This is a genomic window from Solitalea longa, assembly GCF_002920915.1.
GTDB lineage: Bacteria > Bacteroidota > Bacteroidia > Sphingobacteriales > Sphingobacteriaceae > Solitalea > Solitalea longa.
Genome location: NZ_PQVF01000016.1, coordinates 45,570 through 65,440, shown reverse-complemented (window position 1 = coordinate 65,440; position 19,871 = coordinate 45,570). Strand labels below are relative to the sequence as shown.

The 19,871-nt window shown below is 38.2% G+C and carries 12 protein-coding genes; 10 read left to right on the top strand and 2 right to left on the bottom strand.

All coding sequences use genetic code 11. The annotated features are described in order from the left end of the window. Positions 1-7 precede the first annotated feature (7 nt). Positions 8-1,540, top strand: a complete 1,533-nt coding sequence (locus C3K47_RS17815; RefSeq protein ID WP_103790520.1) for an Ig-like domain-containing protein — start codon at positions 8-10, stop codon at positions 1,538-1,540. Between the two features lie 70 nt (positions 1,541-1,610). Here C3K47_RS17815 and pgi read toward each other — a convergent pair whose 3' ends face one another. Then, a complete protein-coding gene (pgi, locus tag C3K47_RS17810; RefSeq protein WP_103790519.1) occupies positions 1,611-3,260 on the bottom strand; it encodes a glucose-6-phosphate isomerase in 1,650 nt (549 codons plus the stop codon). Positions 3,261-3,307: 47 nt separating this feature from the next. Beyond that, a complete protein-coding gene (locus C3K47_RS17805) occupies positions 3,308-4,309 on the bottom strand; it encodes an alpha/beta hydrolase (RefSeq protein ID WP_103790518.1) in 1,002 nt (333 codons plus the stop codon). A 135-nt stretch (positions 4,310-4,444) separates the two neighbouring features. Here C3K47_RS17805 and C3K47_RS17800 point away from each other — a divergent pair, with 135 nt between their 5' ends. The 9 genes from C3K47_RS17800 (at position 4,445) to rplC (ending at position 19,871) form a co-directional block, all read left to right on the top strand. Continuing rightward, on the top strand, positions 4,445-5,083 hold the full coding sequence (locus C3K47_RS17800; protein WP_103790517.1) for a hypothetical protein: 639 nt from the start codon (positions 4,445-4,447) through the stop codon (positions 5,081-5,083). A gap of 221 nt (positions 5,084-5,304) precedes the next feature. Then, positions 5,305-5,724, top strand: coding sequence for a 30S ribosomal protein S12 (rpsL, locus tag C3K47_RS17795; RefSeq protein ID WP_103790516.1), 420 nt, complete (start codon positions 5,305-5,307; stop codon positions 5,722-5,724). Positions 5,725-5,756: 32 nt separating this feature from the next. Then, positions 5,757-6,224: a 30S ribosomal protein S7 gene (gene rpsG, locus C3K47_RS17790; protein ID WP_103790515.1), complete on the top strand. Its 468-nt coding sequence runs from the start codon at positions 5,757-5,759 to the stop codon at positions 6,222-6,224. A 100-nt stretch (positions 6,225-6,324) separates the two neighbouring features. Beyond that, entirely contained in the window at positions 6,325-8,433 is a 2,109-nt protein-coding gene (fusA, locus tag C3K47_RS17785; RefSeq protein ID WP_103790514.1) for an elongation factor G, read from the top strand. Positions 8,434-8,558: 125 nt separating this feature from the next. Beyond that, positions 8,559-8,864, top strand: a complete 306-nt coding sequence (gene rpsJ / locus C3K47_RS17780; RefSeq protein ID WP_103790513.1) for a 30S ribosomal protein S10 — start codon at positions 8,559-8,561, stop codon at positions 8,862-8,864. A 334-nt stretch (positions 8,865-9,198) separates the two neighbouring features. Continuing rightward, the gene (locus C3K47_RS17775) at positions 9,199-10,863 is read left to right on the top strand and encodes a hypothetical protein (RefSeq protein WP_165784733.1); all 1,665 of its coding nucleotides are present in this window, start codon (positions 9,199-9,201) and stop codon (positions 10,861-10,863) included. A 278-nt stretch (positions 10,864-11,141) separates the two neighbouring features. Continuing rightward, entirely contained in the window at positions 11,142-17,918 is a 6,777-nt protein-coding gene (locus C3K47_RS17770) for a T9SS type B sorting domain-containing protein (protein ID WP_103790511.1), read from the top strand. 56 nt (positions 17,919-17,974) lie between these two features. Next, positions 17,975-18,940, top strand: coding sequence for a PorP/SprF family type IX secretion system membrane protein (locus C3K47_RS17765; RefSeq protein WP_103790510.1), 966 nt, complete (start codon positions 17,975-17,977; stop codon positions 18,938-18,940). A gap of 313 nt (positions 18,941-19,253) precedes the next feature. Further along, on the top strand, positions 19,254-19,871 hold the full coding sequence (rplC, locus tag C3K47_RS17760) for a 50S ribosomal protein L3 (RefSeq protein ID WP_103790509.1): 618 nt from the start codon (positions 19,254-19,256) through the stop codon (positions 19,869-19,871).

Below are 19,871 nucleotides of genomic sequence, written 5' to 3'. Positions count from 1 at the left end.
AAGTCCTATGAAATACTTTTATACTCTTATAACTTTACTAATCCTTGTCTTTGTTTTCTCTTGTACAAAAGAAGACGATGAACTCCCAAAAACAAATCCGGAATTTCAATTAATTGTTCCAAGTGAACCATTAAGAAATAAAATTAAGCTGTCAATAAAGCCTTCTAAATCTGACTCTAACGATATTGGAAAAGTGGAATTTTTTGCTGGTAATAACTCGCTTGGTTCTGTAACGTCTTATCCTTATGAAATTGAGATAAATACAGAAACTCTTAGGGATGGTAGGTATACTATTAAAGCTGTTGCACAAAGAAAAAGCAATCCTTCTTTAACATCATCTTCTATTCAGGAGGGGAATATTGATAATGTGCTTTATACTGTAAATGCAAGTTCTGAGTATATTGAAGGTTTGTCAACCCAATCATTAACTTCTGAGGTTTGGATTTTTCTTACAGATGAAAAGGGCACCATTTTAAGCTCTCAGCAAATTAAAAAGGCCGATGTTTATAGATTTAAATCACCAGTGGGTTTTAAAGGTAAAATGGTGAACGTAACTAAATGTGTGTTCAATAAGTTTGGTGACGGGAAAGATTGGTCAATGGCTAGCTTTAATACTGCTATAAATCTTGGCACAAATGATTCGGTTTCTTATAACTCATCAGAGGTATCACCTTCAATTTTCAATAAAACAAAAAATATAAAATTAACGGTTGCAAATTTGCCATTTAATAACTCTGCGTTTTTGAGTTTTCAACTTTCAGGTACTCCTTCATATACACAAACCGGAACGACTTATTCAATTCAATTTTTGTATGCTGGAGATTTGCCTTCATATTTTTATATGTGGAGTATTGATAATCAAAAGAATATTCCTTATAAGTATTTGCGAATTCCTATTAATCAAGCGTCAGACGAACAGATTGAAGTTAATTTTAATGATTTTGTTGCGGTAAAAGAAACAGGTAATAAAATTCCATATCCTTCAAATATAATTCCTCGTAGTTTTCTTTATCAAATATTTCCAAGTCAAATACAAGAAGATAAATCATTTGCATTATATGGGGGCTTTAACCAAGATAATATGGTTGATAATGCAAATTGGTTGGTTCCATTTAAAAGTGACGAAGGAAAATACTATAGATCATATCTTTCATATACTGATAAAAAAGATAACGCATTATACGTTTTAAATCATTATGGGAATATACCATCAGATTTACCTTTATTAGCTAAGTCACCAGTAGGAAGCTACTCAGATGAATTATTAAATTATAGTATAGATGGAACAGTCCAAAACTTATCAGTTACTTTAATTGGGGGATTTCAGAATAGAGTAACTTGGGATATTTCAGGAAAAGATGGAGAGTCAATTAATTTCAAAACAAAAATACCAACTGAAATAGTTGACAAGTATTCCACTCTATCATTTACAGAAAATAGCTTTAAAGTATCTAAATTATCTACAAATACATTACTAAACGAAGTGTCGTTAGATAATAAAAAGTACCAAAATACATTGGAAAAGGTGCTTTTTTTCTAAAAGGAACAATCTTTAAAATAAAAAACTCCCTTTCTATAACAGTTAGGGAGTTTTTATAAGTATCTAAGTTTTATTTCATTTCCTTCCACGCATTGATCAACCCGTTGGTTGAAGAATCATGAGAAGTGATTTTATCGCTTGACATTAATTCGGGCAGAATAACATTGGCCAGTTGTTTACCCAACTCAACTCCCCATTGATCGAAACTGAAAATATTCCAAATTACTCCCTGAACATATATTTTTTGCTCATACATAGCTAATAATGCTCCCAGGTTAAAAGGAGTTAATCGTTTATAAATAATGGAGTTGGTTGGACGATTGCCTTCAAATACCTTATAAGGTGTAATGAAATCAATTTCTTCTTTTGATTTTCCTGAACCTAAAAACTCTTCTCTTACAACGGCTTCAGTTTTTCCGAAAGCCAATGCTTCGGTTTGAGCAAAGAAATTAGAAAGCAATTTTTCCTGATGATCGCCCATGTCATTTAACGGTTGAGCAGCAGCAAGAAAATCAGCAGGAATTAATTTAGTTCCCTGGTGGATCAACTGATAGAACGCATGCTGACCATTTGTTCCAGGTTCACCCCAAATAATTGGTCCGGTTTGGTAGCTAACTTCATTGCCCGAACGGTCGATATATTTACCATTGCTTTCCATATCTCCTTGTTGGAAATAAGCAGCAAAACGGTGTAAGTACTGATCGTAAGGTAATAAGGCATGACTTTCTGCTCCGAAGAAATTATTATACCAAATGCCCAATAAAGCCAAAATTACCGGTATGTTTTTATCAAAATCTTCCGATTGGAAATGCTCATCCATGGCATGAGCACCATCTAAAAGTTCTTCGAACTTATCAAAACCAACACTTAAACATATTGAAAGTCCAATGGCACTCCATAATGAATAACGACCACCAACCCAATCCCAGAAACCGAACATATTATCTTCATCGATACCAAATTCAGTTACTTTGGTTTTATTGGTAGAAAGCGCCACAAAGTGCTTAGCAACAGCCGCGTTATCTTTTGCCGATTTCAAGAACCAGTCTCTTGCAGAAAGCGCATTGGTCATGGTTTCTTGCGTGGTAAAGGTTTTGGAAGCGATGATAAATAAAGTGCTTTCGGCATTTAGATTTTTTAATGTTTCTGCAATATGAGCCCCGTCAACGTTTGAAACAAAGTGCATGTTCAAACGGGTTTTATAATGCTTCAATGCTTCGCAAACCATATAAGGACCTAGATCCGATCCCCCAATTCCAATGTTTACCACATCGGTAATTTGTTTTCCTGAATAACCTTTCCAATCGCCCGAAATTACTTTAGCAGAAAATGATTTCATTTGTGCTAAAACCGCATTTACATCAGGCATTACATCATTCCCATCAACCAAAACTGGTGTGTTTTTGCGATTGCGTAAGGCACTATGTAAAACAGCACGTTTCTCGGTAGCGTTAATAATATCACCTGAAAATTGCTTTTCGATGGCATCTTTTAAACCGCACTCTTCAGCCAATTCAATTAAAAGCTTAAACGTGGTATTGTTGATTCGATTCTTCGAATAGTCAACTAAAATATCGTTGAACTTTAGGTGATGTGTTTGAAAACGATTTAAATCATTGGCAAAAAAATCACGTAAATGAGCGTCTTTGATTTCCTGGTAATGCTGTTCAAGCTTTTTCCAGGCATTGGTTGCAGTTGGGTTTATGCTTTTAAGGGCCATATTATTATACTGTTGTGTTAAGCAAAGTGTCAAAAATACACAATTAACTAAATTCCCATAGGTTTAAGTTTTAATACCTTCTCAGCAAAGCTATAACATACGTTTTCAACACTTTTAATGTCTTTGCTTTTCAAAGGGTTTGCCAGCACATGGTTTTCGGGAGTAGATAAAGGTACGAACTTCTTTAATGCTGATGGTGTTCCGATCTGTTCCATCATATTTCTCATGGCTGATACTTTTACCACCGGATCCTGGTGTTGTTCATCTTTATAATAACAAACCGTTAAAACGGGGCACTTTACCTTTTCAAAGGTTTCTTTGGTCATTGAAGTTTCCAACAGCTCTTCCAGGGCGGTAACTGATTCGATCCTGTATTTATAATACCAATATTTTGGTCCTTCATCCGTGTCTACATCAATACTTCTGTATTTGCCGCCTGTAACGAGTTCCGCTAACTGTAATCCCCAATGGTTGTTGGCTATAAAAGCTGCAGGGTCGTTTATGGCAATATTTGGCGAAAGGTTGATAAGGGCAAAGATTTCTGGAAATTGAGCTGCTAATTTTAATGCCAGAGTTCCACCTGTAGAGGTGCTCAGAATAATAACTTTATTACCCAGCTGCTTGGCTATCGCATAAGCTTGAACCGCACTTCTCCAATAATTTTCAGCAGTTAAATTAGCCATGGCATCGGTTGTGTCAATTCCATGTTCGGCCAGTCGGGTTAAATATAAGTTGCATCCATAGCGCTTGGCAAAATTACGGTGAAGAGGATTGCCCTCTTCATGACTCGCAGAAAAACCATGCAGGTAGAGGATCACATATTCGGTTTTTGATTTAACAGAGTCATTCCAAACTATTTCCGAACCATTTCCGGGTTTTACCTTGTGGTAAACATCAATTCCGTGAACATAATTTTCAAGATCGGAGGGGGAGGAGGGTACCGATGGAAGTTGAGCATTATAAACAGGTTTTTCAGGAGTAGGACCGAGCAGGTAAGCAATAACCACTGCAATAATTAGAAATAAAACAATCTTTAGCACTTTTTTCATATAGTTAGATTATACCTATAAAAGTAAATAGATATATAGTTAATTAAAATCATTCAAGATTAATCAATAGTTAATGAATTCTTTAGATCTGCTTGAGCTAATTTGTAAATTTAATCATCTCTAATTTACGCGCTTATGAACAATCAATTAGTCTATCTGGTGGTAATTACATTATTGCCTATAATTCCGGCCTATATATTATATAAAACACTGCCTTCCAAAACGTCAGTAAAAGGGCCTTTTAAAGGTTTGACCTTAAACCTGTCCGGTGCATTTGCCGCTTATTTTTTATTATTTCTGCTGCTGATGGGCTTCATTTATTTTATTACCCAACATGATTTTAATAAAGAAACAGTTTCCTTGAGTAATGATGAAACAATTAAAACGCTTAAAACAGAAAATGTAGAATTGAAGCAAAAGCTTGCTTTAATGGAAACATCCAACCAGTTATGGACAATGGAAGGTAGGATAGAAGCCAATGGTGTTGAGCAAACCAAGTTCTTTGTTGATGATGGTACCTCCCGGGTGTTATCTACCGGACGATTTAAAGTAATGATGAAAGTGCCTGTATTAAACAATAAGCCGATGCTTCCTGAAGCCATTTGCATTTTTAATCGCTCAGCAAGTTATAAGGTGATCGATTTAAACCGAAACTCTTCTGCTGATTTAAAAACTTATGGAATTTCGTTTATAGATAACGAGCGAATGATTCAGTTTGAACATCCGGTAAAACTTCCCGAATGGCAAAAGCCCTGGCATGTGGTTAAGAAATAGTCCATGGTCCATAGTCCATAGTAAATAGAATGTGGGTATTCAGTATAGTTCTAATGTTTTCCATCGCGTTATCTAATTCTATAGGCCATGGGCCATCATCTATGAACTAATCTAATTAACTGAATATTAAATTACTATCAGCTGTTGTGAAATAGGAAATAAGTTTCTACTTTTGCAGACCCCAAATTAGGGGTGTAGTATTTAAATTTTATAAAGCAAAAATGCCTACTATTCAGCAATTAGTAAGAAAAGGTAGAGTAGCTCTGGTGGAAAAGAGTAAGTCACCAGCGTTGGATTCATGTCCACAGCGAAGAGGCGTGTGTACCCGTGTATACACTACTACCCCAAAAAAACCTAACTCTGCAATGCGTAAAGTTGCCCGTGTGCGTTTAACCAATGGTAAAGAGGTGAATGCGTACATCCCAGGTGAAGGTCACAACTTACAAGAGCACTCGATCGTATTGATCCGTGGTGGTCGTGTGAAAGACTTACCAGGTGTACGTTACCACATCATCCGTGGCGCATTGGATACTTCAGGTGTTGAAGGCCGTAACCAGCGTCGTTCTAAGTACGGTACTAAACGTCCTAAACCAGGACAAGCACCAGCTGCTGCCAAAGGAAAAGGTGGCAAGAAGAAGTAATTAATTCAAGGCAACAAAGACATTAAAACAAAATGAGAAAGGCAACCCCTAAGAAGCGCATCATTTTGCCAGATCCTAAATTCAATGACGTAATGGTAACCCGTTTCGTTAATCACATGATGTGGGATGGTAAAAAAAGTATTGCGTACGATATTTTCTACAAAGCTGTAGAACTAGTTGAGAAAAAAACCAGCGAAAATGGTTTAGATGCTTGGAAAAAAGCATTAGCTAACATTATGCCTGCTGTAGAGGTTAAAAGCCGCCGTGTAGGTGGTGCTAACTTCCAGGTTCCTACTGAAGTTCGTCCTGACCGTAAATTAGCGTTAGGTATGAAATGGATGATTCTTTATGCACGTCGTCGTGGTGAAAAAACCATGAATGAGCGTTTAGCTGGCGAGATCATCGCTGCTGCTAAAGGAGAAGGTGCTGCGGTTAAGAAAAAAGAGGATACGCATAAAATGGCTGAGGCTAACAAAGCGTTCTCTCACTTCCGTTTCTAAGAATTGAATGAATGAATGAATGAATGATAGAAGGATTGAATAGATTTTCTTCTATCATTCTCTCATTCTCGCATTCTCTCAATCTATAATTGATAAAAAGATGTCAAGAGACTTAAAATTCACGAGAAATATTGGTATTGCTGCTCACATTGATGCGGGTAAGACCACTACTACTGAGCGTATCCTTTATTATGCCGGTGTAAACCACAAAATTGGTGAGGTTCACGAAGGTGCTTCAACAATGGACTGGATGGTACAAGAGGCTGAGCGTGGTATCACCATTACTTCAGCGGCTACTACCGTTTTCTGGCCTTATAGAGGTAATAAGTTCCAAGTGAACATTATCGATACTCCAGGTCACGTTGACTTTACCGTTGAGGTAAATCGTTCATTACGTGTATTGGACGGATTGGTGTTCTTATTCTCGGCAGTTGATGGTGTTGAGCCTCAATCTGAGACTAACTGGCGCCTAGCTAACAACTACAACGTATCTCGTATCGGTTTCGTTAACAAAATGGACCGTTCAGGTGCTGACTTCTTAAAAGTTGTTAAGCAGGTTAAAGATATGTTAGGTTCTAATGCAGTTCCTTTGCAATTACCTATCGGTTCTGAAGACCAATTCAAAGGTGTAGTTGACTTGATCAACAACCGTGGTATCGTTTGGAATGAGCACGATAAAGGGATGACCTTTACTGAAGTTCCTATTCCTGACGATATGTTAGACGAAGTTGCTGAGTGGAGAGAGAAATTATTAGAATCAGTAGCTGAGTATGATGAGTCTTTGATGGAGAAATTCTTCGAAGATCCTAACTCAATCACTGAGCGTGAAGTATTAGACGCATTACGTCAAGCTGTATTAGCAGGTTCTATCGTTCCTATGGTTTGTGGTTCATCTTTCAAAAACAAAGGTGTACAAACTATGCTTGACCTGGTAATGGAGTTATTGCCTTCGCCAATGGATCAGGAAGCCGTTAAAGGTACTAACCCTGATACTGGTGAAGAAATCGTTCGTAAACCGGATGTTAAAGAGCCATTTGCTGCTTTAGCATTTAAAATTGCAACCGATCCATTCGTAGGTCGTTTGTGCTTTATCCGTGTTTACTCGGGTAACTTAGACGCTGGTTCATACGTATATAACGCTCGTTCAGAAAACAAAGAACGTATCTCTCGTATCTTCCAAATGCACGCCAACAAGCAAAACCCAATTCCTAACGTAGGTGCTGGTGATATTGCTGCTATCGTTGGATTTAAAGATATCAAAACCGGAGATACTCTTTGTGAGGAGAAAAATCCAATCATTCTTGAAGCGATGGATTTCCCTGAGCCAGTTATTGGTTTGGCAATTGAGCCTAAAACTCAGGCCGATGTTGATAAATTAGGTATGGCTTTAGCAAAACTTGCTGAAGAAGATCCTACCTTCCGCGTTAAAACTGACGAGGATACTGGTCAAACTATTATCTCAGGTATGGGTGAGCTTCACTTAGAGATCATCGTTGACCGTTTGAAACGTGAGTTTAAAGTAGAGTGTAACCAAGGTGCTCCTCAAGTATCATACAAAGAGGCTATCACTGGTTCAGTTACTCACCGTGAGGTTTACAAAAAACAATCAGGTGGTCGTGGTAAATTCGCTGATATCCAAATTGAAATTTCTCCTATCACTGAAGAAGGTAAATCAGGTCTACAATTCGTTAACGAAATTGTGGGTGGTTCAATTCCTCGTGAGTTCATTCCTTCAGTTGAGAAAGGTTTCAAATCAGCGATGGTTAACGGTGTGTTAGCTGGTTACGAAGTTACCGACATGAAAGTTCGTTTATTTGACGGTTCATTCCACGCGGTTGACTCGGATGCTCTTTCATTTGAGATCTGTGCTCGTTCAGCGTTCCGTGAAGCGTTACCTAAAGCTCGTCCGGTGTTAATGGAACCTATCATGAAGGTAGAAGTTCTTACTCCAGAAGAGAACATGGGTGATGTTATGGGTGACTTGAACAAACGTCGTGGTCAATTGGAAGGTATGGATACTCGTGCCGGTGCACAAGTAATCAAAGCTAAAGTTCCATTGAGCGAAATGTTTGGTTACGTAACTATCTTACGTACTATTACTTCTGGTCGTGCAACTTCAACAATGGAGTTCTCTCACTATGCTGAGGCTCCTAAAAATATTGCTGAAGAAGTAATTGCTAAAGTAAAAGGCAAAAAAGCAAACGCATAAATTCAGATATGAGTATTGAGATTTGTGATTCGAGATCTTCTCAATTACAAATCTCTTCTCAAATCAAAAGATAATCTTCAATCCGTAGCAAATAGCTCTTACGGTGCGAAACAAACAAAAACAAAATGAGCCAAAGAATTCGTATTAAATTAAAATCTTACGATTACAACTTAGTTGACAAGTCAGCTGATAAAATCGTAAAAACTGTTAAGCCTACTGGCGCAGTAGTTAGCGGACCACTTCCGTTACCAACCGAGAAAAAAGTATTCACTGTACTTCGTTCTCCACACGTTAACAAAAAAGCACGTGAGCAGTTCCAATTATGTTCTTACAAACGTTTATTGGATATCTATAGCTCAAACGCTAAAACTGTTGACGCGTTGATGAAACTTGAATTACCTTCAGGTGTTGAAGTAGAAATCAAAGTGTGATAGATTCACAATAGAAAATTAAAAAGGAGATGGTCGAAAGATCATCTCCTTTTTTGTTAGTATTTTACTATTGATTAATATTTTAAGCAGATAGTTTTTAAAATTACTTCATACTTTTTTTAATTGCTTGATTGTTTTTGTTAAAATTGTAGGTCTAAGCTATTTATGTTTTTGCAAGTTAATGAAGGTTGTCCGCTTTATCTTCCTAATTCCTTTTTTATTCTTTCTTAATGGGTACTGCAATGCCCAAACTATAAACATTGCTCGGTTTATTGATGCATGGAAAGTAACTGACCTTAGCCAATGCTTTCGTGCGCAAGAATTATATGACCAGATGAGGGAAGGAAAAGATACGTTGACTTATAAACGTACCGTTCAGGCCCTTTATAATCATTTGAAAGAAAACTCTGATCCTCGGTTCGAATTGCGGTTGATCATGTACGAGGTTCTTGGAGTGATGGAGTTCAAATTGCCGAAAAAGCCATATCAGTTAAAAATGGCTAAAGCACTGAAAATTGCCCAGGACCTGCATGATGATCAATTAAAGGCCGAGCTTTATAGTTTGTACGCCGAGTACAGCAGCAGTTCTGATTATTTACTGTATAATTTAAAAGCATTAGAAATACAAGGTCGGGTAGGGCATGCCTATTTTCCATATGTCCGAAATCGATACTTTTCGGTAAGTAATGCACTTTATCGAACGGAAGATTACCGCCAATCAATAGCCTATGGTAAGGCTTGTTTACAGCTTAAAACTGGTGATGCAAAGCACTGGGACCCCGCTTTGTATATTTTTCAGATGGACCTATTAGGAGCTTCTTATAAAAAGCTAGGTATGGATGATAGTGTCACCTATTATTATCAAAAGATCATTGATACCCTGGAAAGGAATAAACATGATAATAAATTGTGGGTTAATTTATGGTTTGGAATTGCCAAAGGGAACATCGGTCAGGTGCTGGTAAAACAAAAGAAGGTTAAGGAAGGCAAGACATTGATTCAAGAATATCTTAAAAGCAGTATTGCCTATAATGATCAATTAAATATTTCCCTTTCTCAGAATGCATTAGCGTATGTGTTTTACTTACAAAAAAACTATCATCAAGCACTTGGTTCATGGCGGGCGGCATATCATGCCTCATTAATGGCTGGTTCTGTCGAAAATACCATTGAATCGTTAAAAGGGATAAGCGATGTGTATAGGCAAGTGGGGCAAACCGACAGCGCTTTTCACTATTATAATTTATGTAATAGTTACAGCGACAGCCTGACAGCAACTATAAATCAAAGTCGTTTATCGGCAATGAACGCCAAACTGGCTTTTGATAATATGCAAAAGAAGCTGGAAATGGCCAACATTACTATCAATAATGAACGAAGCACTCGTAATCTCATATTGGTAGTATTGTTATTAGGGGCAGTGATTTTATTCTTGATTTATAAGCGAAAGCGACTTAGTGAGCAATATTTAAAGGCCGAAATTGAATATAAACGAAAAACCGCAGAGCAAGAAGCAAGAAAAGCGAAAGAAGAGGTATTCATTTTTACTAAACAGATAATAGAAAAGAATCAGCTGATCAACACGCTTCGTGAAGAGTTAGCGAGCGATGCCGTTAACAAATCGATCGATACCAAACATGCAATAGAAAACCTTTCCAGTTACACCCTGGTAACAGACTCGGAATGGGAGAAATTCAGAGGTGAGTTTTCTAAAGCGTTTCCTGATTTCTTTTTGAAATTAAAATCAAAAGCTGAACAGATAACTCCTGCAGAGATGCGTTTAGCAGCGTTGATATTCCTTCAACTCGACAATTTTCAAATTGCAAATACCCTAGGCATTAGCAAAGACAGTGTGGCTCGAAGTAAGAGACGATTGCGGCAGCGTCTTAACTTAAACCAGGATGCATCTCTTGAAGACTATCTTAATTCAATACAATCGGGTATAAACGAGACTTCAATAGCTCTGCAAACTCAAACTCAGTCAATAATCATGGATTAAGAAGCGGATAACAGGTGTGGAAGAAGACTTTGCAATAAACTAAAAATCGGTTTTAAGCTTTTATTGACGGCTTTTCTTTGTTGTCCGCTTTTGTCCGCCCTATTTTTTAGTCTAATTATTGGACTTGTAGTTATTTTCGGCCGTCGAAAATCGCCCCCACTTCTATCTAATCTATTCGCTCTAATTGTTCCATTTAAACGTTAACAACTTTTTATAAAGTCTGAGAAGTTTAAATGGATCGCTCATTTTTCTATTAGAGAAATTTCAACCTATAATATATGATTCGATATCTACTTAAATTAATCGATTATCCAAACCAATTTCAAACAAGGAAATATCTGTTAAGGCTAAGCTTTTTATTTGTATTAATGGCTGCCAGTCACTATTCAGTAAAGGCACAGCTTTATCCCGACGGATATATTCAGGGAAAAATGTCTTCTTCTATTGATGAGCAATATTTTCGTTTTAGTTGGTCGGGATTACCAAGAGACTATGGAGGTAGGGCATGGTGTGATACAGAAGGTGAGAACGATTTCACATTAAAAGTGAACAGTTCAAATATTGGTTGGGACACTTGGAGTACCCAAAGTGGCTCAGGAGGAGATGTGTTTGATATAGGGCCAAATCGTTTTTACAATTTAACTTTTAGATATGAATCAGGAAATAGTGCTGTAGGTTGTGAAGACCGCTGGGGTTACGCTAGCTTTTATGGAACTACTCCCAAAATAAAGGTGCCGATAACTGTATCGGGTAACTCTCCATCACCTTACCAAACAAAAATAACTTGGCAAAAAGGTACTGCTTTACCTGATAATTATGTTCAATACCTCATTAAGCGTAACGGAACGGAAATTGGAAGAATTGCTGGTAATACATTTGAGTTTACTGATAGTGGTCTTTTACCCGCAGTAGAATATACCTATACTGTTCAAACCATTGTTGGACCTGGGGCTCCTGGTGGCTGGGTTAGAGATGAATCTAGCCCGATAGAGGTTAAAGTTACTACACAATCCATTCCTTTTAACGCCACTCAGGCTGAAACTGGAAGAATAAAATTAACCTGGCCTTCGCTTTCAACTATTAAAAATCTTCAACAGCTTCAAATTAGTAGAGAAGGTGAAGAAATTGCTCTGGTGGGTAAATATGCTACCTCGTATACTGATAATGATATTGTTCCTGGTAAGGCTTATTCTTATACCCTAAAGTTGATTCAAGATCCTGCCGACCTCAATAATGCCTCTTGGCACTTAGATGTAAAGGGTAAAAGCTTACCAAAAGGTAAAGTAAGTGGGTATATTAAAGGAAATACCAATGGAGGAGTTCCTGGCGTAGTTGTAACTATCAGCTCGAAAGGAGCACTGTCGGATAATGAGTCTACACAACCTTATGTTTATTCAACCACAACCGGTGCCGACGGTTATTATGAAATATCAAATGTGTTCTTCTCAAATTCGGCCGAGTACGTTGTTAAACCAAAAATGCCAGGATATAATAAGCCGCGTTTTAATCCGGATAGTTTGGTTCGTAAACTTGATCTGGATAATCCGACTCAAAGCCAGGTGAATTTTACTGATACTGCTTCATTTGCAATAAGCGGACGTGTTTACTTTTCGAGTATCACTGATTCCAATAACGTAAGTATTCAGCTGCCTTTAAAAGATGCCGAGATTTGGGTGGATGGTAAAAATACGCAGGTGAAAACTAAAGAAGATGGTAGTTATAGTACCACCATCATCAATGGTGGTAATTACGCTGTCGAAGCAAAATATAAAAATCACGTTATTAAAGCGTTCGGGCAAAACACAAGCAGCAAAAATGTGGGTGTTTATAGTTTGGTTACCAATGTTGATTTTGAAGATACCACAACTGATACCCTTAATATCCATGTAGCAGCCAGTTGCGATGCTCCAATTGGCGAATTTGCCCTGGTTAAATTAACTTCCGCAGTTCCTGGTGTCACAACTTTAGGCGGTAAACTGACTTATGGAATGCCTATGAGGATCAGTGCTAAAGCTCATTCAAGAGGTGTAACCCTTAATCAAAAAGAACCGGGCATTGTTTCAGTGGTTCTTCCTGCCACACAGTTTAATGTACAAGTTGTAGAAATTAAAGAACTCTCAGGTATCAACAGTAATAAACTCGAATACTTTACCAGGGAATATAATGTTCAGGGAGCTAATCTGGCTTATCGCGATACGGTAAACAATAAGGCAATTGTCCGTCAACTTGACTTTATTTACCATAAAGACCTGGAGGTGGTATTAAACAACGGAAACGATATTTTCTCTGAAAAGAAAAAGTTTAAACCGACCTTACAAGAGAAATTCTTAGTTTCTCAAAATGATAAGTATCCTATAAATATTAAGATCAGGGAAGCTTATGAATATGACGGTGTTCAATACAATTGTGCGCTCGATACAGGAAGAGTGTACGTTTACGATGTTATTTCAGACAGTGTTGACCGTAAAGAGCTAAGCCTGCAGCCGGGAGGAGTTAAATATATTGTTAAAGTAGGAAAGCCGGTTCTTGAAGCGCCTTATGAAAAGTCAATACAAATTGTAGGAAAAGTAGGAGGAAGACAGGCCAGTACTATCGTTACTGCAGTGGTAGAAGGGGAGCGCACTAGAAACGCCACATTTGTGACAAAGACTCCGGAAATCCCTTTGTTTGTTTTGCACGATCCTCCAGGTGATAAATCATTTGCAACCATCAGTAAAGGAACAACCATTTCCACTTCGCAAACAACGCAGTACCGAATTGGTGGAGGAGCAGGTCTCTATTTAGACTCTAAGCTGGGTGCCGGGGTAGACTTACCGTTTATTGGTCAAACAGGTGCTGCATTTCATATTCAGGCTCAAGTGGAAGCAGGTTCTGATAAGACCCATGGAAAGACAACGAATTTCACCACCACTTTTACTGAAGATTTTTCAACCTCAAGCGAAGAAACCTTAGTAGGTACTGATGGTGATGTATTTGTTGGTGCATCAATGAACATGACCTATGCCTTAACGGATGTATTATTATATGACGAGGTTAAGCAGGATATGAAGCGTGATACCTCATTGGCTGCTGATTATACCGGATTTAATACCACCTTCTTATACACTAAAAAGCATATTAAAAATACACTGTTACCACAGTTAAGAACGCTTTACAGTTTATCAAAAAGCAAATTTGATGACGCCTACCAGAAAGTTAAGAATGGAGATAAAAGCATCAGTATTGAAGCTTTAGATCAGATGAATCGTGAACAATCAGAGAACAAAGCTAATATTGATTCATGGAAGAATGTATTGAAAAATGACAGTATAACTTGTGCTAAAGCTCCTGAACGTAAGCTGCCAAGTGGAATGAAAGGGGTAGTTGGAGGAAATATTTCGTTCAGTGCCGGAGCTATTTATGATAACTCATTTACCATTGATACGCTTGAAAGTTTCTCTAATGAAGTAGATGTTTACTTTAACGCAGAAGTTAGAGCGGGTATTTATAATGCGAATGGCGAATTCAGGGAAACAGATATTGGAGCCTTGGTTGGTATCAGGTACAATAATACTACGAGTTCAGATTCAACCCTTCAACACTCGAGAACGGTAAGTTATCATTTAGAAGATAACGATATCGGAGATTTTCTGTCTGTTGCATTAGCAGAGGATAGAAAATCCGGAACGCCTGTATTTAAAATTGTTTCGGGTTCGTCGAGTTGCCCGCATGAAGTTAACACGCAATATCGTCACTTACCTTCAATACAAATTTCGGGTGTTAGTGAACAGCGGAATGTGCCTTCGGATCAGCCAGCTAAATTTGAGGTGCTGATCTCGAACCAAAGCGAAAGTGATGAAACCGTAGAATATGCAATAAAGCTGGATCCTTTAACCAATCTCGATGGAGCAAAGGTTTTAGTTGGCGGTCAGGATGTGACGAATAAATCGGCAACTTTTTATATCCCAACCGGTAAAAGCTTTAAGCTTCCGGTAGAAGTTTACCGAGGTCCTTTATCGAGTACCTATGAAAACCTGACCCTGGTTATGTTTTCAACCTGTGATAATACCTTAGATGATATTGATGAAACGGTAGATGCAAAACCAAGGGTACTCCTTAACGCTTATTTCCAAAATAGATGTAGTGATGTTGATCTGTTTATCCCCGGAAATAATTGGATCGTGAACCAATCAAATGCGAATAAACTGTATGTGGCCTTCAGTAAGTTTGATGCTTCGGAATCGTCGCCGCTAACATCAGTTGGTTTGCAGTACCGTAAAATCAATACCGACTACGAGAACAGCTTATGGCAAACAGTTATAACAGTTCCGAAGGCGAGTTTAAAAGACAAATATTACGATTATACTTTTGACGTAAGCGGATTGCCGGATGGAAACTACGAAATTCGGGCTATTGCTATTTGCCAGGGTGTTGATGTTAACTATTCTCCTGTTTATCGGGGAACCATAGATCGTAGTTCGGCAGTGGCTTTTGGGGTACCAAGTCCGAAAAACGGAATATTAACCGTTGCAGATATTGTTGGCGTAACCTTTAATAAGGATATAGTTTATGCCGATATTTCTAATCCTGTTAAAGTTACCTTACGTCGCAAAGATAATGGAACCACTATTCCGGCAACATTCTTAAGCGATGGAAAGAACTTTGAAATACGAACAGTACCGGCAAGTGCTATCAATGATTACGAGAATGTGGAGTTGGAAGCCTCGGTCGAAAACCTTGTTGACGTTAATGGTAACAAAGTGGCCGATAAAATCAATTGGAGCTTTGTGGTAAACCTTAGTCCGGTGTATTGGTCGCCGGCAAACATTACCGTTAGCGCAATTGAAAATCAACAAACCAGTTTTGGGGCTAAATTGATCAATAAATCGGCCTTGGCTCAAAGTTTTTCATTGGTTAAATATCCTGGCTGGCTAACACCAACTATTAAGTCGGGCAAAATAGTAGCCCAGGGACAGGAGAATATTGATTTCGATTTAAATAAAAACCTGAATACCGGAACCTATGCCGATACAGTTATCGCGTTAATTGATGGCAAAAGGCAGTTCTTGTACGTAACGGCCAATGTTTCTAAAACGCCACCAAATTGGACGGTTAATTCAGCCAACTTTAAGTACAACATGAGCTTTACAGCTCAGTTCAGTCTTGATCAAACTGATCTGCTTACTTCCAAAGATATCAATGATAAGATGGCTGTGTTTGCTGGTAACGAATGTCGGGGTGTGGCACAGGTAGAGTTTGATCGTAATGAGAATAAATACATAGCCTATGTAACAGCTTACGCTAATACAGCGGCCGAAGAACTTTCTGTTCGATTCTGGGATGCCTATCCTGGAATTGAATACCAAGGCAAGGAGCGTCTTTCATTTGTTCCAAACGGTGCTACGGGTAATTTGAAGAATCCGATGATTGTTCATCCGGAAGGCGTATTTCAAACTATACCATTAAAGAAAGGCTGGACATGGATCTCGCTAAATGTTGAAAATGCGGATATGAGTTTGAAGAAAGTGTTAAGCTTATTGAAGCCTACAGAAGGCGATGTAATAAAGACCTTAAGTAATAACAATACGTTTAGTCAGTATTCTAAAAAACTTGGTTGGGTAGGTTCGCTCGATAAGGTCAACCTATATAATAGTTATATGATCTATGTTGCCAAACCTGATACGTTAAGAGTGTTGGGTAACTTCATCACCCAATCGGCAAATGTAGAATTGAACAAGGGCTGGAACTGGATTGGTTACCCAATGCCGGTTAATATGGAGTTGGCTACCTATCTTAAGAACTTTGCACCTACTGATGGTCTTCAGATCATTAGTCAGGAAGAGTTTGCACAGTACAATGCCACCACTAAAACATGGTCGGGAAGTTTAAAGTATTTACGACCAGGTAAAGGTTATAAGATCTACAGCGGTACCGATGCCTTTACAATTCCGGCTGTCGCCTACACTCCTGATCCTTCAACTACTACATTGGTTGAACAACAGGCACCGGTTAATAGTCCAACAGCAGCAACTGTTATCAACAATAATCAAACTACCATTAATAGTACTGTGTACCAAAACACCTCGGTGAATACGGTTAATCATGAGAATAATATGTCGGTTACCTCGGTAATTAATCAGGGAGGAACCATAGTTAACAATACCACTAATCGCTACGAAACATATGTTTATGTCGAAAACAAATTGGTGAACATTGTTAATCAAACCGTTTTATCAGATGGTAAATCAGTAGGGTTTATTCCGGTAAATGGAGACAAAACGGATGAGGGTAAAACCGTAGAGATTAAGGTTTATGATAAAGAGGAAAAGAAAGAGTATACAGCTAAGGTAGAAACCCCAATTGTTCAGCAAGGTGACGAGATAACGGGTACGGTAGAAAAACCGGTTGTATTAGTATTGGAAGGAAGGGCTGATGTGGCGGTAACTAATGCTATTGAAAAAGCAGAGGTTAACAAAGACGAGGAGTTTACCTATACCATTAAACTTAAAAACGTCGGGGCAGACCTGGCAGTAAACACAGTATTAAAAGATACGCTGGATGCATCGATCACCTATGTTTCTTCTACATCAGGCAATGCAAGCTTCAACTCTGAACATAATGTTGTAGAAATTCAAATTCCGCAATTGAAAGCAGGAGAAGAGCAAGAGTTTACGTTGGTGTTAAAAGCCAGTCAGGTTGGAAATATTCCATTAGGAAAAGGAAAAGCTGTTGTAAATAATGATATCAGCCTGAAAAATAACGACTTGTCAGCTCAGGTTATTCGCGTAGTTGATAAGCGTTCAAATACTGCTAAACTAATGATCCCATCATTGTTCACTCCTAATGGCGACGGTATAAATGATCTGTTTGAAATAGTTGGTTTGAATGAGTTTTATACATCCAATACCTTAACCATTTTCAATATGGCCTATAATCAGGTTTATAAGCAGAATAATTATCAGAACGATTGGACGGGTGATGGCTTACCGATGGGCTCATACGGTTATATCCTTCATGTAAAAGATAAGGATGGAAGAGAGCAATCATTTAAGGGATATATAACAATTGTTTATTAAGCGGTTAAATCAAGGTGACGGGCAGTTTTATAGCCGGTCACCTCAAAAGAAACATTATGAAAACTTTATATAATCACCTGTTAAGGATCGTATTATTCATACTTCTATTCCACTCAGCGGCTTGGGCGCAAGTGGAAATGCAGGGTAGTCAGTTCATATTTGATAAAACATACATTAATCCGGCATTTTCGGGAAGTAGTGGATTGGTCGACGCCAGCACCAGCTTGCAGTTGAAAGAAGTGAGTCAGAATCCAGGGAAATCGTATAATATATGTGCGGCAGCAAACTTTTACTTAACCAAGGCGAAATCGGGTTTAGGGGTAAATGTAAATAGTTTAGTGTTCGGAAGTGATCATTTCACTACTGCTTATATTAATTACGCTTATCACCTGCAGGTATCTGAGAATATTAATCTTTCCTCAGGACTAAGTTTTGGACTGCAACAATACCAGATCGATCTTTCCAATTTAGCGACTGTAAATACTAGTGATCCGTTAGCGAATAAAAATATATACAGCTCCAAAATGAATGCTCGTTACGGATTAGCAGTTTACTATCAGAACAACTATTACCTGGGACTTTCGTTCGATAATATCCTTTCGTTCTATACGAATAAACAGGATCTGGAAAACCAGATTCCTCCCATGTTCAGAAAAATCAGTATGTACTTAACCGGAGGGGGAGTGATTCCGATTAATGAAGTAAATAAACTGGAGCCAAGCTTTTTGATCATGAAAACGTTTAGTGGCATGACCACCTACGATTTAAACGCTTTAGCTACGTTAACAGAAGGTGTTGACGCCGGTTTTGGATTTCGTTATCTGAATGAATTAAAAACAACTACCGGTAATATCAGTAATAGCCAATCCTCTTTTAGACCGATGATCAGGTTCAGGCTTAATTCAAACAATGGCACCCAACTGTTTAAAGTAGGGTACGCTTATAATTTTAGTGTTGGCAGAGAAGCGGCAGTAAATACCGGATCGCATGATATTTCCTTGCTGTTTAATCTTGTCAAATAATTAGCGGTGCTCGCGTTTTAAACAATAAATTCAAAAGACTAAGCTAAATTAAGCTGTCAAAACCCGGAGTGTTTGTTAGTTCAAACTTCCGGGTTTTCGATTTTCAATAAAGTAAACCTTGGGCTGTCCTATTTTTCAATCTCAAAAAATGCTGAAAATTAGTTACGTAACTCTTTGATTTTAAGTAATTGTTTTCTACCTTTGCGGTCCCTTAGCGAGTAAAGTGTAACAATCTCAACGCCAAAGTGTTTGCTGATTGCGAAGCGGAATCAAGAAGGGAAGAGAAAAATTAATTAATTAATCAATTTTTAGAATGTCTGGTATTATAGGTAAGAAAGTTGGAATGACCAGCATCTTCGGTGCCGATGGAAAAAATATTCCATGCACAGTTATCGAAGCTGGTCCTTGCGTAGTTACGCAAGTAAAAACTTTAGAAAAAGACGGATACTCAGCGATCCAGTTGGCCTACGACGAGAAGAAGGAAAAAAATACTTCTAAACAGTTGTTAGGACACTTCCAAAAAGCGAAAACCACTCCAAAACGTAAGTTGGTGGAATTCAAGCACTTTGAGGAAGAAAAGGCGTTGGGTGAGACTGTAAACGTAGACCTTTTTGTAGAAGGCGACTATGTTGAAGTTGTAGGTACTTCAAAAGGTAAAGGTTTCCAAGGCGTTGTGAAACGTCATGGTTTCTCAGGGGTAGGTGGCCAAACTCACGGTCAGCATAACCGTTTGAGAGCTCCTGGTTCATTAGGTGCATCTTCATGGCCTTCACGTGTATTCAAAGGAATGCGCATGGCTGGCCGTATGGGTGGTAACCGTGTGAAAGTTCAAAACTTACAAGTTTTAAAAGTGTTCACTGAGCAGAATTTATTAGTAGTTAGCGGTTCAATCCCTGGTGCTAAAGGTTCTTATGTAATTTTGGAGAAATAG

What these genes read in the sequence shown, in the direction of transcription:
- C3K47_RS17800 (WP_103790517.1), top strand. Translation starts at nt 4,445, where the DNA reads ATGAACAATCAATTAGTCTATCTGGTGGTAATTACATTATTGCCTATA.
- pgi (WP_103790519.1), bottom strand. Translation starts at nt 3,260, where the DNA reads ATGGCCCTTAAAAGCATAAACCCAACTGCAACCAATGCCTGGAAAAAG.
- rpsL (WP_103790516.1), top strand. Translation starts at nt 5,305, where the DNA reads ATGCCTACTATTCAGCAATTAGTAAGAAAAGGTAGAGTAGCTCTGGTG.
- C3K47_RS17770 (WP_103790511.1), top strand. Translation starts at nt 11,142, where the DNA reads ATGATTCGATATCTACTTAAATTAATCGATTATCCAAACCAATTTCAA.
- C3K47_RS17765 (WP_103790510.1), top strand. Translation starts at nt 17,975, where the DNA reads ATGAAAACTTTATATAATCACCTGTTAAGGATCGTATTATTCATACTT.
- rpsG (WP_103790515.1), top strand. Translation starts at nt 5,757, where the DNA reads ATGAGAAAGGCAACCCCTAAGAAGCGCATCATTTTGCCAGATCCTAAA.
- C3K47_RS17805 (WP_103790518.1), bottom strand. Translation starts at nt 4,309, where the DNA reads ATGAAAAAAGTGCTAAAGATTGTTTTATTTCTAATTATTGCAGTGGTT.
- rplC (WP_103790509.1), top strand. Translation starts at nt 19,254, where the DNA reads ATGTCTGGTATTATAGGTAAGAAAGTTGGAATGACCAGCATCTTCGGT.
- C3K47_RS17815 (WP_103790520.1), top strand. Translation starts at nt 8, where the DNA reads ATGAAATACTTTTATACTCTTATAACTTTACTAATCCTTGTCTTTGTT.
- C3K47_RS17775 (WP_165784733.1), top strand. Translation starts at nt 9,199, where the DNA reads ATGAGGGAAGGAAAAGATACGTTGACTTATAAACGTACCGTTCAGGCC.
- rpsJ (WP_103790513.1), top strand. Translation starts at nt 8,559, where the DNA reads ATGAGCCAAAGAATTCGTATTAAATTAAAATCTTACGATTACAACTTA.
- fusA (WP_103790514.1), top strand. Translation starts at nt 6,325, where the DNA reads ATGTCAAGAGACTTAAAATTCACGAGAAATATTGGTATTGCTGCTCAC.